We start from the raw sequence: 14,003 nt of genomic DNA on the forward strand, positions 1-14,003 counted from the left end.
CGACGACATTACTTGCTTCATCCTATGTATTAACTCGCTCTAATTCGAGCTAAAGTAATTATGGCTTAAAAAGTTAGGCAGGGATCAGTGCGTTTAACTTGACAGTGGGAGTCATACCAACGCCTCATTAAGAGGCTAAAAATAATTGGTTAAAATTGGCGACGCATGAGCAAAAACCAACTGTTTTTTGTCCTTGTTTAACAGCTTGTTAGGGTTACTTAAATCTTACAGTTTTTATATGCATCTTTGTAGTTAGATGAATTTCTAACCACAAAGTCAAGTTGGATAGTAATTGCAACAGGTTGTCTATTTGGATTTGTTGATGTTGGAACCCATTTCCATTTTTCAATAGCCCTTGTAGCCTGAATATCAAATACACCTTCAGGAAACGCTTTTATTATTTTAGGGTTAATTGCATTACCACTTGAATCAATAATTAGCGAGAATTCAACGCAACCCGATATTTTTTTGGTGTTAGCCTGTTGGGGGTATTTGGGAGCAATCTTTTTTAACCACCCAGTAATCAAGTACAGCTTATTTATTACCAATTAAATCTAAATGCTCGTTAGAAGAATTTTTCTTTGTAGTTGAGCATCCACTCAAAAGTAAAACTCCTATTGCGAATAAAAATGATACTTTCACGAACTCTCCTTGTAACCCTAACAGTTTATTGAACACCACTTTGGGGGGTTATAACGCCCCAAAACCGCGCATATTACATCGCTCAATAATTCCACTAAATAACTGCAATGTAAACAACCAATTAGGCATGCAGTGAAAAAGCCTTTGTTATTTTGCACCAAAGCAACTTTTAATAATGTTATTGGACAAAGTCAAAATAACTGTTTATGTGAACAGTTCTCTCTAAAGGTAAATTTGCCTTTGTGCATTTAGCCGTATGAGTTAAAGCATTGGCGAGATAAGCGAGCCTTAACATAATGATGAAACAGGCTCGCTGGAGTGTTTATGATAAAACGAATGGGTTAGTGATTTACTTTACATCAAAGTTCACATGATCAAAATAAGGATTACTCTCACGCGCTTTAAGTAGACTAATTGTAGTGAGCACAATAAGCTTTAGCTCGCCATTTAGGTTAATGGCAATGCACTCTTGTTTGAGTGCATTGCGTTTTGTATCAGTTGCGACACCACATACACTATCACCATTTTTTAATATAAGCTCAATGCGTAAATGGTGCATACAGGCAATTTCGATGTAGTCGTATTGGTGGCAACTGATCATAATGCCCTCTTTATATTATTTAGCTGGCTTAAGTAGCATTAAAGTGGCAATAACAATTAGGTTGCCTACATACCATAAATCTTTAATTACAAATTGCCCTAAACGCTCTAATAACGTGCTTGAGCTAAACGCGCCGTTTGCGGTAATTAAAAATGTTTGGGTCATTAAAAATACGCTTAAACACGCTAAGCCACTAACAATAATAAGCTTTTTATTATTAAGTAAAATGCCTATGCCAAGTAACACTGCAAATAATACATCAAACCCACCAATTACGTTTGATGCGCCTTGTACGCTAAATACCGTGTATAACCACGACATAAACGGTGAGGTTTCTACAAGTCCTACAATGGCTTTGGCTTCAAACTCATAAAATTTCATGCCGCCAATCCACAGTAAAACCATAGCAACCGGTATAAAGTTTAAAAGTACGTGTTGTTTGTCTGTGAGCTTATTTTTATAAAACAAAAATAAATACAAAGGGATAACAGCAAAGTATTTAATTATGCCTTGCCCACTGCCAATAATTGGAAAGCCACCTAACTGTGCCATCCAGCGGTTACTGGCAAATAAGGTAAGTAAAGGCACCATGCTAACAACTAACACGAGTATAAGTGCAGGCACAGGCTTTATTAATTTTAAATGCGCAGCTAAGGTGGTGACTGCCAACGCAATCATCGCGGTGCCTGTGAGCAAACCTAATGTATTGTTACTGAGTAAGGTATCAAGTTCATAAAAACTAAAGGTAGCTGAGAGTGCGTTTGGATTTGCACCTAAAGCAAACGATACAGCAAGTAATGCAAAGCTGAGTGTAAGTAAAAAGGTGAGTGCGTTATTTGTGTGTGTTATGTTCATTGTGTGCCCATTAAATCTGTAATGGCTAATAAAGACCTAATTTTTACAAAAAGTGATTCAACTAAAGTTAAATTTTTTAAATACAAGGAAGGACATTTTGGTTTTTACGTTTACAAAAGCCACGCGCGAAAAGAGGTTTAACCTGAGCTTTGGTTAAGAGATTTAGATATAGTTGGCTAGTAATGTTATTGGGTCAGTTTTCTCTAGCTAGAAATTTTAAGTGAAAACAAGGCGAATTTGCGCGTCAATAGCTAGCCTATTGCAAGTAAATTCAACGCAGTTAGCGCTAAAAATAGCTGCTTGAGATAGATTTATTAGCCAAGGCTCAGGTTATTAATTAAATCTTAGAAAACTTACTATGGTAGCGCACCTTGAGGTGGCCGGCTTATTTTTAACTGAGCAACAGCATAATGAAAGGGTTGACGAGCAATACGATTGCTCTCATCTTATACAGTTTAATGGTGATACTATAGGTACGCTAAATTACAAGGTATGGGGTAGCCACATTGAAATAATGCAATTACAAATACACCCCAACCATCAAAATAAAGGCTACGGCAGAGGCGTTATTGAGCAAGTAATTAAACCTGCAAAGTTAAAGCCTATCAAACTAACAGTACTTAAAAACAACCCTGCTAAAGCACTTTATACTCGACTAGGCTTTAAGGTCACTGGGGAAGATAACTATGAGTACCATATGCAAACCCAGCCTATAAATAACTAAGAGCTACTCTCTTTGATCTTTAAAATCTTTTTTTCTGAAAATGGTTAGGTGCCAGCCCCATTTAAGCGAGCCTAATCTTAAAAATACAGTGGTAAAAAGTGAGCCTAAAATACACCAAATGTAATCGACTTCTATGGTAAACAGCGCAGCATAAACTAGGCCGCCAATTAAACACGCTGAGGCATAAGGTTCGTTTCGCATAACCGAGGGCAACTCACGACAAATTACATCGCGTATAAGCCCGCCAAAAATACCGGTTGTTACACCCATAGTAATGGCGATTAACATACCTGTGCCGCTAATCAGCGCTTTTTCGATCCCCATAATATTAAACAAACCCATGCCTATGGCATCGACGAATAAAAAATAAGAGTTATTTACATGAGGCAAGTAACGTACAAATAATATTGTGGCTACAATGGCGGCGTAAGTTGAGTATAAATATTCGGGCGTAGCAATCCAAAATACAGGCTTATTTAGCAAAATGTCTCTGAGAGTACCGCCGCCAAGCGCAGTGACAGTAGCCACCACAACCACCCCAAAACCACTTATGTTTTTTTCGTAGCCTAGCAGTGCTCCTGCAACCGAAAAAAAAGCCACTCCGAGCAGCCCCAGCACCATAAAGTATTCAGCAGTCATGTGCATTCCCTTTTAAATTTTATACATTGGTGTATCAATTTATATGCCAGATGTAATTAGCAAAAGCCAAAAGCGAGGATTGAAAATACAATTAAAAACAATGGGTTAATAAATTTTTGATGAAATTAATGATGGGTTATTGTGAAATGCGGTATTTAAAAAGGTAATTATTTTAAAAGTGAGTAGTTTTTACACATTTTTTATAAGTAGGACTGTAAATTAAGTTATTGCGATTAACCTATTCATAATAAGCTAAATAGCCAACAAAAAGAGACTCTAAAATTAATAGGCTTATACCCTTCCAACTTGCAGAATCTAGGTATATAAAAATGAAACAGATGCAAATCAATGTCCAAAATGTGTTAGCTAAAGCTAATAATTTAATGATCAAAAAGCTTCTTTTTCTTTTAGAAGCCAGCAATAATGCCAGCGCACCATAAAGCATATTAGCTGCTGTAATAAATTGAAGGACATATAGAGGTAAAGAATAAACTTCGTGAAACCATCCTTGAAAACTAAACAACGTTAAACCTGCAAGTAGCCCTGCGACACCGTCAAGAAAGAGTATGTCGAATTTATTATATGTAACCACTTTTAGTATCTTTCAGCTTTTAGTTGAGCTGCCTTTTTTAGTGCCCACCAGCCAATTATTAGGCTCATTAGTATACGTACGGGAAAGTAAATAACGGCTGGAATGCCGAATAACCAATTAGCAAAGCTTTGCGGCATGACATAAAAAGCAACCTGCTTCACCCAATATATAAACTCTACATACTGCGCTAAAAAGTCATTAAGCGATAAGCTTAAAAATGCTAAATTATTACTTATTAATACCCATAGTGCATACAAGCCAAGCAGGCCATCGCCCACACTGCCAATATAAGATGAGTAACCAATAAATAATAACAAGCCGCGCATGGTAAGTCCCTGTTAGCTGTATCGTTAAGTTAAATAATAAACTCGCTTAGTTAATTGCACCATTTAGCTTTTAGCTTTTAGCTTTTAGCTTTTAGCTTTTAGCTTTTAGCTTTTAGCTTTTTGAGCATAAAAAATGGCGCTAAAAAGCGCCATTCAAAAAACAATTAAATTAAAGCGCTAGGCTTAAAATTTTCTTCGCTTTAGCTATGTCAATATCGCCATGTTCACCAAGGGCTGTCATGCCGTTACGCTCAAGGTTGTTGGCAACGGCTTCAACCGCGTCTTCACCTAGGTCGTAATCGCCAAGTTTTGTTTTAATGCCCATTTGCTCAAAAAAGTCTTGAGTATGTTTAATGGTTGCATCAATCAGCTCGTTTTTGTCTTGCATATCAAGGCCAAATACACGCTCACCTAACTGAATAATTTTAGCGCGTTTTTGCTCTTGCTGAACAAACATAAGCGGCGGTAATACAATTGCAAGTGTTACAGCGTGATCTAAGCTATAAAGCGCTGTTAGCTCGTGGCCAATCATATGCGTAGCCCAATCTTGCGGTACGCCTTGGCCAATTAAGCCATTTAGTGCCATCGTTGCCGACCACATTACGTTTGCACGTACGTCGTAATCTTCTGGGTTTTCAAGGGCTTTAGGGCCTTGCTCAATTAGCGTAGATAAAATGCCTTCAGCAAAACGGTCTTGCAGTGGCGCATTAACTGGGTACGTTAAGTATTGCTCAATAACATGTACAAACGCATCAACTACACCGTTAGAAATTTGGCGAGTAGGCAGTGAGAATGTATACGTAGGATCAAGCACAGCAAATTGCGGTTGCACTATTGGCGTACCAAAGGCACGTTTTTGCTGGGTTTCTTTACGGGTAACAACCGAGTTACCGTTGCTTTCTGAGCCTGTAGCCGGAAGCGTTAATACCGCGCCAATAGGTAATGCACTTTTTACTTCTGCGCCATTAACTAAAATATCCCAGCCGTCGCCTTCGTATTTTGCTGCTGCCGCTACGTATTTAGCGCCGTCGATAACACTACCGCCGCCTACAGCTAATATAAAGCTAACGTTTTGCTCTTTCACAATTTCTACAGCTTTTGAAAGTGTTTCGTAAGTTGGGTTTGGCTCAACTCCCGAAAACTCCACAAAGTCCACACCTTCAAGTGCATTTACTACATCGTCATATACGCCGTTCTTTTTGATCGAACCGCCACCGTATAAAAACATGACCTTGCCTTGGCTTGGTACGCGGCTTGCGATCTCATTAATTTGATCTTTGCCGAATAAAATCTCGGTGCGGTTTTTAAATGCAAAATTTAACATATTTGTACTCTACTTGGTTACGGGGCTCAGCCCCTGGTGCTCATTGCTTTATAAAATGGGAATTAATAGTTAACTTTCAAGTAATTAATTACCTATTTTATAAATTAAATATGAAAACGTTTAATGTCTAACTGAACGAGCGCAAGTGTACGCGCACTTTACAATAACTAGAATTCAGTTAATCTTGCTTTACCTATCGGATTTCTGATACCTAATGTTTTATGTCTTATTTTGTACAATTACGCACCTTTGTTGAGGTATATCGTTGTAAAAACATCTCTCGGGCTGCTAAAAATTTGGGGCTGTCGCAACCAGCTGCAACCGCGCATATACAAACAATGGAGTCGGTGGTAGGTAAATCGTTATTTGAGCGGCGTCACCGAGGCGTAGAACCAAGTAATGCCGCCCACGATTTAGCAGGCCAAGTGGCAAATCACCTTGATGCTATAGAGCAAAAAGTTGCCTCTGTACGCACCCGTTCAAACGATGTGAGCGGAACGATTACACTAGCCGGACCCGCCGAATATATTAGTTATGTTGCCTCAGCACAGCTGGCAAATTTGTTACAAGCAGGCAATGTTGATGTGGTCGTGCTGCCTGGTAATCGTGAGCAAATTTATTCAGCGCTCGACACCGGCGTTGCCGATATGGCCATTACAGCCTCTCTGCCCGATAACAAAATTTACGACTTTGAAGTGCTCGACAGCGAAGAGCTAGTACTGGTGGCGCACCGTTTATTAGCGCAAAGCTTAGAGGGACAAACCATTACGCCAGCACTTTTAAATACGCTGCCGGTGGTCAGTTACGACAGTCAATTACCGCTTATACGCCAGTATTTTGATACTGTATTTAAACAAAGCTGTACGTCAAAAATAATTGCCCGATGCCCCGACATACGCGCGCTCGCCGGCATAGTAAGAACCGGTGTAGGCTATACCGTGCTGCCTGATTATATATGTCATGACGATATTCAATCGGGTAGATTAATTAAACTTGGTCCGCAAGGGCCGGAAAACAATTTGTACTTAGCGTGGCGTAAAGGGGCGCTTGCTCACCCGCGGCTTAATTATGCCCGCGATGTGTTAATGGCTTTTTCTAATATTAATAAATACGCAAAATAGTTTTTTAACTTATACCAATCCGCATAATTAAGTGATCTATTTTGAGGATGGGTAAACGTGATGATAGCAAGGCAAAAAATTCGCTATTTAGTTGTTCTCGGCAATTGCTCCTGCATTGCTCTACCTTCTGCATCCATGCAGTCGTAAATGAGAATTTTTTAACGCAGATAGCGACACGTTTAGCCCCTGAAAATGATTATGTATTATTACGGATTGGTATTGAACGCTGGTTATTTAATAAAATAGCCAACCGCGCGCCATTGCCCACTGCTTTTACTTAATGTAAGGGTTTCCACCGCAAGCCTTGCTGAAAATTGCGTTTTAAATTGCACAATAAGGTATTTACCTTGCGGGGCACCAGGTAAAGATGAGTAAGCATTAGCACTTATTTGTTCTCGCGTAGCCACTTTACCTAGTGGCGCACGCACTGTGTTTAGGGCGCTTTTCCAGTTTGCTTTACTTAATTGCGATTTAAATAGCGCATCGGCTTGTTGCCAACTTTTTGTGTATTCACCCGCATCAATTAACTGTAACCAGTTTATTGCTACGGGCATATTTTTAGTGGTTTCGGCCCACACTGAGCAGCTTATAAACAAGCATAAAATTAAAATGAGGGGTTTCATCATTCATCCTTTTAATCTGGCGTTAAAAGTAAATATAGATACTCCAAATTACAACACATTGGTTAAATGGTTAACCCCTAATATTAAAAACTTTTGCAAATAAGTGCCTTACTCTCCTTTAATTTTTAAAACCTGCGCGTAAGTGCAATCGCTCAACATAGAAAAACCATGCGAGGCTTGCTCTTGGCCTATTACAAATGGATGCGCCGCCTCGGGGGCTCTATTTTTAAGTTGCTTTATGCGCTCAAACGAACCATCGCGTTTAGGGTGGTTTGATATAAACACATCTACACCGGCTTGTATTGCCACATTGCCAAAACGTTTTGCGGCAACACTGTAAGCGCTAATTCGCTCAATATCAGGCCCATAGTTTAGCCCAGTCCCTCCCCACAGGCTTAGCATATGTTTTTTGCCGTTATCATATACTGGGAACAACAACGAAATAGTGCCGGGGGTGTGTCCAGGCGTTAAATGAACGCCAATGCTAGTATCGCCAAGCGTAATTGTATCTGCCTCTTTTGTGCTTATATCTCTTGTTGGCCGTTTGCCCCAACGTGGGCTTTCAAAATCAAGCTTTGATTGTTCTAAGCGTCGCCACTCAACCTCACTCATTACAACACGCGGTTTGTATTTATTAACTAAGTACTCTTGCCCACCGTAATGATCACCATGCCCATGGCTAATAATTAAATACTTAATATCTTCGGGGTTTAAGCCTAGTTTAAGCAAACCTTTTTCAATGTAATTTTTAGCTTGTTCGTTGTTATTTAGCGCATCAATAACAATAAGCCCTTGTGATGTTTTAACTACCCAACTTGCCACTCCACCAGTACCTACATAATAAAGGTTATCAAACACTTGTGTAGGTTCAATCGTTGATGAACGCCGTTTACTACCCAACTTTTTACTGCGCTTTTTACCTTCATTATTAGTACGAACACGCTTTGTTAAATCACGTAACGGGTTTTGTATATCGCATAGGCTTGTTAACCCCGGAAACTCATCAGCGTACTGCATGCCTTTTTCGACATAATCTTGCGCTGTTAATTGTGTATTTTGCGCAATAGCCGGGTACGTAGCTAAAAAGCTAAGTACCACAGCAGATAATATAAACTTTGGCATAAACACCCCTTATAGTTTTGTATCTATAGCTAGCCAGTAGCGTCGGCCATCTTCTACATAGCCGTATTCATCGTAGCTGGTTGCTTTATCAAATATATTGTAAATACCAAACATAACTTTAACGTTACCGTTTACTTGCCACGCACTGCCTATATCTGCTGTTGCAATAGAAGGGGCTGAGGTTAAACGGCTAGTTATAGAGGCTGCTTCGGTTTCTTTACCGCGGTAATTAGCACGTGCCCACGTATTAATGTTATCGCTTACATCCCAGTTAATATTTAGCGTTGCTAAATGTTTAGGTATTTGCGTAAGTGGCTGGCCTTTATTGTCGCCACTGCGTTGCTCAGAAAAAGTATAGCTGTAGCTAGTTGCAAGGGTAATATCTGCACTTAACATTGTTTCTATATTTAGCTCAGCCCCATAAGTCACCGCTTTATCAATATTGATGTTATAGCGGTCGGTTTCATCACCACACACTGTGAGAGGACATAAAACGGTGTTAATTTTGTCTTCAAAGCTATTATGAAAAACCGTGATATTAGTTTGAAAGTCACTGTTAGCATAATACACAGCCGCTTCTTTACTCACGGATGTTTCGGGCTCTAGGTCAGCATTTCCATATAAGTCGCCACCGCGGCTGCTTTGGATCCAATTAGGGCTAAGCTCGCGTAAATCTGGCGCTCTGTAACCGGTAGCTACGCCCGATTTAAAAGTCCATGCCTCATTAATATTCCAAACTCCGTACAGGCGTGGACTCAAGTGCGAATCAAACTGCTCGTTATCATCAACTCGTAAACCCGTGGTAAGGGTAAAATCGGGGTGTAAGCTCCACTCATCTTCAGTAAATAGCGACCATTGTTTGTTACCTATTTTAGTAATAGTGGCTGCGTTTGTTGTTTTGTCATCAAGCTTTTCTTGTTCAAATGCGCTGCCTAATGTTACATGGTGGTTTTCAAGTGCAATTGACCACTGCGTATTTGCTAAGGTATTTTCGATGGTTATTTCACGGCCTTCGTTTTCAACCGACTCTTGTTGAATATACGAATGCGCAGCGCCCCAACTATAGCTACCTTTATGTGCTAACGACCACGTGCTGCGGTTATTGTTCGTTTCGCTAGAGCTATTTCGACTAGGTAACGATAGCCCCGAGGTAGAAATACGTTTTTGATCGTGTTCGCTGTATTCAAGCGATATCACATCGTGCTGGGTGGCTGTTAAATGCAGTGTACCACTGTAACTTGTCAGCTCTTTTTCACCGTAACCGCGCTCAATTTCATCTTCTTCACGCTCTTGGTAAAGAGCCGAAAGGTTAACGCTAAATAAATCTTTTATTAATGGCCCCGCTGCATATATTTGCCCTTGGTATTCATCACCCGAATTACTGTTTTCTTGCTGTGTAGTTTCTAGGCGAACATTAGCATGCCAATTGTCGTAATTTTTACGGGTTATAACATTAATAACGCCGCCAATTGCATCCGACCCATACAACGTAGACATAGGCCCACGCACAACTTCAATACGTTCAATAGCATCTAGTGGTGGCAGCCAATCTTGCTCAAAGCCACCGCTGCCGCTTGGTTGTGATTCACGCCCTGACTGCTTTTTACCGTCTACCAAAATAGCAGTGTACTGCGCTGGCATGCCACGCACGCTTATATCTTGTCGCGAGCCACCACCGGTAACCGTAACCCCTGCAACATCGTTAAGTGCATCGGTTAAGTCTTTATAAGCGCGGTTTTCTAGCTGCTTTTTGCTAATTAAAGTAATAGAAGCTGGCGCTTGCGCTAAGGTTTGTTCAAAGCCAGAGGCGGTCACTACTATTGTTTCTATATCATTGTTAGCGTTAGCCAAAGTGTAAAATGGCGCGACAGCAATTAGAGGCAGAGCTAAAGTGTTTTTCAGAGTCATTACGTGGTATTTAATTAGTTACTTTGCGTAATGATAACAATTATCAATACATTCAGCAATTAACATTTCATTAATTCACAATAAAACTTAACCGATTAAGATGCGGGTTACTGCAGTGTCATTATTAACAATAAGCCAATTTTATTGCGTTTAATAATACAAAAAAGGCTGCATTAACTAGCAGCCTTTTTTGTATTCTGTAACGCTTAAAGTTTTAAAAATGCCATTTAACCATCAAATTTGGGTTGTGCTCTGTTTGACCATCTACACCAAACTTATTTTTCCAATATACGTATTCTATGCCTACATCAAGGCGACCTGTGTCTAGGCCAAGCATAGGAGCAATGTTGTATTTAAGTTGTGAGGTAAAGTTAAAACCGCCTTCACTTTTACCAAACATAGTGTCGGTACTGTCAACAATATCTAAAAAGCCATCGTATCTAAAGTTACCCTTGTTATAGCCCCACGTTACGGTTATTTGGTTGTTATCTTCACGCTCTATCCCAATATCGTCCTGAAAACGACGGTAATAAGCCACATTAAAATATTGAAACCCTGGTACATCTAACGATACGCCGCCACCTAATAAGTAGTTATTTTGATCGGTATCGCCCGAGCCATATTCTGTTTGTAGGCCTAAAAATACCTCTTTAACAAAGCTGTTTTGTGGCTTGTATAGCGTTGGGTTTATGTTTAGCTCTCCGTATACTTCATCGGGGTTACTTAATCTATCCATAAAAAAGAAGGTACCGCCCCATGTATGCCCCGATGCATGCTCAATGGTTACTACGCTTCTGTCATCTTCCTCCCCCGAAAACGGCTCGAGGTAATCGGCGCCGGTCATGGCGGTTATACTAAAATCTGACCACAGCTCTTTTGCCGACACACTACTTGAACACAACGCGATAGCACTGACTAAGGCTAATTTTTTAATTGTTGTAATTTTCATTGTTAATCCCTTTGTTATAATTTTATTAGTCTAGTTAAGATGATCTGTACTTGCTGAATAATTTTCTGGTAAAACAAGCGTCATAACGATGGCGGTTAAACCCGATACCGTTACAGCGCTGCCAAAAATAGCGGTTACCAGCTTAGGCGCATTTATAAACATTTCGGGCACAAAGCTAACCCCTAGCCCCATACCTAAGCTCACCGCAATAATAAGTAAGCTACGACGATTTATTTTTTCGCTTGCAAGAATTTTTACCCCTGCGGCAGCTACTGTGCCAAACATCACAAGCGTTGCACCGCCTAGCACTGGTTTAGGAATATTTTGTAGCACGGCACCAATCACCGGAAATAACCCTAAAATAATCAAAATTACACCAATCCACAGGCCAATGTATCTACTTGCTACACCGGTTAACTGAATAACGCCGTTATTTTGGCTAAAAGTAGTATTAGGAAACGTATTAAATGCGGCAGCAATCATTGAGTTAACGCCATCGCCTAAAATACCTCCGCGTATACGCGCTAAATAGCTTGCGCCTTTTACCGGTAATTTAGACACCGCACAATTTGCGGTTATATCGCCTGTGGATTCAATGGCGGTAATTAGGTATAAAAAGCTAAAGGCAATCATGGCGCCAAAATCAATATTAAAACCATATTTAAAGGGTAATGGCATGGCGATTAAATCAAATTCGCCCATTTTAAATTTGGCTATACCTAAAATAAGTGCAAGTAACCACCCTACTAACATGGCAACGACTACAGCGGTAAGCCTTACCCACTGATTTTTGCTAGCATTTAGTAATACCACCAGCGCCACCACCGAAAAACCCACAATTAAGTTGCTTGGCGAGGCAAACTTTTCAGGCATATTAGTTAACAACCATTGCCCGCCGCCTATGTCCGTCATACCTACTTTAATGAGGTAAACCCCAATGGTGGTGATCACCACACCGGTCACTACAGGCTTAATTACTTTGCCAAGCTTTTCTATAAAAAAGCTAATAAATATCTCTACAAAGGCTGCTAAAAAACACACAGCAAAAATGGTGGCAAGTACTTCATCGTTTCCGCCTCCAGTGGCTTTTACGGTAAAACCGGTTGCCAAAATAGTGCCTAAAAACGCAAAGCTGGTGCCTTGTACGCAAATCAGCCCTGAGCCAATTGGCCCCACACGGCGAGCCTGAATAAATGTACCAACACCCGATACAAACAACGCCATACTAATTAAATACGGTATTTCGCTACCAAGCCCCAACACGCCACCAATAATAAGTGTGGGCGTAATAATACCTACAAAACTTGCCAGTACATGTTGCAGGGCAGCGAAAAAAGATTCGGTCAGCCCTGGTTTATCATCTACTGCGTAAATTATGTCTTCTGAGATTGCTTCTTGGTTTGACATAGTCAACATCCTTTTGGCGCTTTAATATGGGCAAGGTATACACGCCTTGCCCAGGTTTTAGTTTAAATACAGTGGCGCTTATTTAAGCTGCCCTTCAACACCCTCTACATAAAAGTCCATACCCAGTAAGGTTTTATCATCAATTGTTTGCCCCGCTTTAGTTACCAGCTCACCTTGCTGGTTGTTAATTGGGCCACTAAATGGATGAAACTCGCCGTTGGCAATTTTGGTTTTAATCGCCTCTATCTCTGCAACCACATTGGCGGGAATGTCTTTACTCAGCGGCGCTAAGCGGGTCATACCGGCATCTATGCCTTTCCATACATTTTGCGATTCCCATTTATCATCAAGCACTTGCTGCACGCGCTCGGCGTAAAACTCATCCCAATGATGCACAGGCGCCGTAAGGTGCGCTTTTTTACCATAGCCGCTCATATCTGAGTGGTAACCAATCGCGTATATTCCGGCGGCTTCTGCGGCTTGAAGTGGGGCGGGTGAGTCGGTGTGTTGGGTAATAATATCAACACCTTGGTCGATTAAACTGTCGGCAGCTTCGCGCTCTTTACCAGGATCAAACCAGCTATTAACCCACACTACTTTTACTTTTGCGTTAGGTTTTACTGAGCGCAGGCCTAAAGTAAACGCGTTAATACCGCGTATTACCTCAGGAATAGGAAACGCGGCAATATAGCCAATACTGTCAGATTTACTCATGTGCCCAGCAATAACACCGGTTAGGTAGCGCCCTTCGTAAATACGGTCAAAATAAGTGCCCACATTTTTAGCGCGTTTATAACCTGTTGCATGCTCAAACTTTACGTTAGGAAAACGTTTAGCCACTTTAATGGTCGGGTTCATGTAGCCAAACGAGGTGGTAAATATTAAATCGTGCCCGCTTTTGGCTAGTTGTGTAATAACTCGCTCTGCATCGGCGCCCTCTGGCACGCTTTCTACAAAGGTGGTTTTTATTTTTTCGCCAAATTTATCCTCTAGGTATCGGCGGCTTACATCGTGGGTGTAAGTCCAACCAGCTTCGCCAATCGGGCTTACATATACAAACCCTACTTTTACGCTGCCTTTTGCCATTGCACTCGCGCTTAACCCTAAGCTAAGTGCTACGCCAAGCGCTGTTATTAGTTTTTTCATTGTTATTCTCCGTGTTGTATTTTT

Annotated in this window: 15 protein-coding genes; 2 read left to right on the plus strand and 13 right to left on the minus strand. The window is 40.7% G+C overall.

The window, feature by feature from the left end:
• Nucleotides 1-218: 218 nt before the first annotated feature.
• The 3 genes from PSH50_RS14260 to PSH50_RS14270 form a co-directional block, all read right to left on the minus strand.
• A complete protein-coding gene (locus tag PSH50_RS14260; protein WP_273609786.1) occupies nt 219-527 on the minus strand; it encodes an energy transducer TonB in 309 nt (102 codons plus the stop codon).
• A 464-nt stretch (nt 528-991) separates the two neighbouring features.
• Nucleotides 992-1,243: a Rho-binding antiterminator gene (locus tag PSH50_RS14265; RefSeq protein ID WP_273609787.1), complete on the minus strand. Its 252-nt coding sequence runs from the start codon at nt 1,241-1,243 to the stop codon at nt 992-994.
• 15 nt (nt 1,244-1,258) lie between these two features.
• Nucleotides 1,259-2,098 (minus strand): DUF417 family protein, encoded by an 840-nt coding sequence (locus tag PSH50_RS14270; RefSeq protein ID WP_273609788.1) that lies wholly within the window; start codon nt 2,096-2,098, stop codon nt 1,259-1,261.
• 358 nt (nt 2,099-2,456) lie between these two features.
• Here PSH50_RS14270 and PSH50_RS14275 point away from each other — a divergent pair, with 358 nt between their 5' ends.
• Nucleotides 2,457-2,822 (plus strand): N-acetyltransferase, encoded by a 366-nt coding sequence (locus PSH50_RS14275; protein ID WP_273609789.1) that lies wholly within the window; start codon nt 2,457-2,459, stop codon nt 2,820-2,822.
• A gap of 3 nt (nt 2,823-2,825) precedes the next feature.
• On the opposite strand, the gene PSH50_RS14280 is transcribed toward PSH50_RS14275, so the two are convergent.
• The 4 genes from PSH50_RS14280 to PSH50_RS14295 all read right to left on the minus strand — a co-directional run bounded on the left by PSH50_RS14280 (nt 2,826) and on the right by PSH50_RS14295 (nt 5,703).
• A complete protein-coding gene (locus PSH50_RS14280) occupies nt 2,826-3,461 on the minus strand; it encodes a trimeric intracellular cation channel family protein (RefSeq protein WP_256850872.1) in 636 nt (211 codons plus the stop codon).
• Between the two features lie 238 nt (nt 3,462-3,699).
• Complete coding sequence (locus tag PSH50_RS14285) at nt 3,700-4,053, minus strand: hypothetical protein (RefSeq protein ID WP_273609790.1); 354 nt, start codon at nt 4,051-4,053, stop codon at nt 3,700-3,702.
• A gap of 2 nt (nt 4,054-4,055) precedes the next feature.
• On the minus strand, nt 4,056-4,379 hold the full coding sequence (locus PSH50_RS14290) for a hypothetical protein (protein ID WP_256845735.1): 324 nt from the start codon (nt 4,377-4,379) through the stop codon (nt 4,056-4,058).
• A gap of 169 nt (nt 4,380-4,548) precedes the next feature.
• The gene (locus PSH50_RS14295) at nt 4,549-5,703 is read right to left on the minus strand and encodes an iron-containing alcohol dehydrogenase (RefSeq protein WP_273609791.1); all 1,155 of its coding nucleotides are present in this window, start codon (nt 5,701-5,703) and stop codon (nt 4,549-4,551) included.
• A gap of 221 nt (nt 5,704-5,924) precedes the next feature.
• Here PSH50_RS14295 and PSH50_RS14300 point away from each other — a divergent pair, with 221 nt between their 5' ends.
• On the plus strand, nt 5,925-6,824 hold the full coding sequence (locus PSH50_RS14300) for a LysR family transcriptional regulator (protein WP_138685306.1): 900 nt from the start codon (nt 5,925-5,927) through the stop codon (nt 6,822-6,824).
• A gap of 230 nt (nt 6,825-7,054) precedes the next feature.
• Here the strand turns inward: PSH50_RS14300 and PSH50_RS14305 are convergent, their stop codons facing one another.
• The 6 genes from PSH50_RS14305 to PSH50_RS14330 form a co-directional block, all read right to left on the minus strand.
• Nucleotides 7,055-7,450, minus strand: a complete 396-nt coding sequence (locus tag PSH50_RS14305; protein ID WP_248443452.1) for a DUF4019 domain-containing protein — start codon at nt 7,448-7,450, stop codon at nt 7,055-7,057.
• 105 nt (nt 7,451-7,555) lie between these two features.
• Nucleotides 7,556-8,569 (minus strand): MBL fold metallo-hydrolase, encoded by a 1,014-nt coding sequence (locus tag PSH50_RS14310; protein WP_273609792.1) that lies wholly within the window; start codon nt 8,567-8,569, stop codon nt 7,556-7,558.
• 9 nt (nt 8,570-8,578) lie between these two features.
• A complete protein-coding gene (locus PSH50_RS14315; RefSeq protein ID WP_273609793.1) occupies nt 8,579-10,477 on the minus strand; it encodes a TonB-dependent receptor in 1,899 nt (632 codons plus the stop codon).
• Between the two features lie 214 nt (nt 10,478-10,691).
• Nucleotides 10,692-11,426 carry a DUF5020 family protein gene (locus PSH50_RS14320; RefSeq protein WP_256850878.1) on the minus strand — a complete coding sequence of 245 codons (735 nt, stop codon included), beginning with the start codon at nt 11,424-11,426 and terminating at the stop codon, nt 10,692-10,694.
• 30 nt (nt 11,427-11,456) lie between these two features.
• On the minus strand, nt 11,457-12,833 hold the full coding sequence (locus tag PSH50_RS14325) for a uracil-xanthine permease family protein (RefSeq protein ID WP_054981699.1): 1,377 nt from the start codon (nt 12,831-12,833) through the stop codon (nt 11,457-11,459).
• Between the two features lie 78 nt (nt 12,834-12,911).
• Entirely contained in the window at nt 12,912-13,979 is a 1,068-nt protein-coding gene (locus tag PSH50_RS14330) for a BMP family ABC transporter substrate-binding protein (protein ID WP_273609794.1), read from the minus strand.
• Nucleotides 13,980-14,003: the final 24 nt, after the last annotated feature.

Source organism: Pseudoalteromonas sp. Angola-7 (assembly GCF_028599255.1).
GTDB lineage: Bacteria > Pseudomonadota > Gammaproteobacteria > Enterobacterales > Alteromonadaceae > Pseudoalteromonas > Pseudoalteromonas atlantica.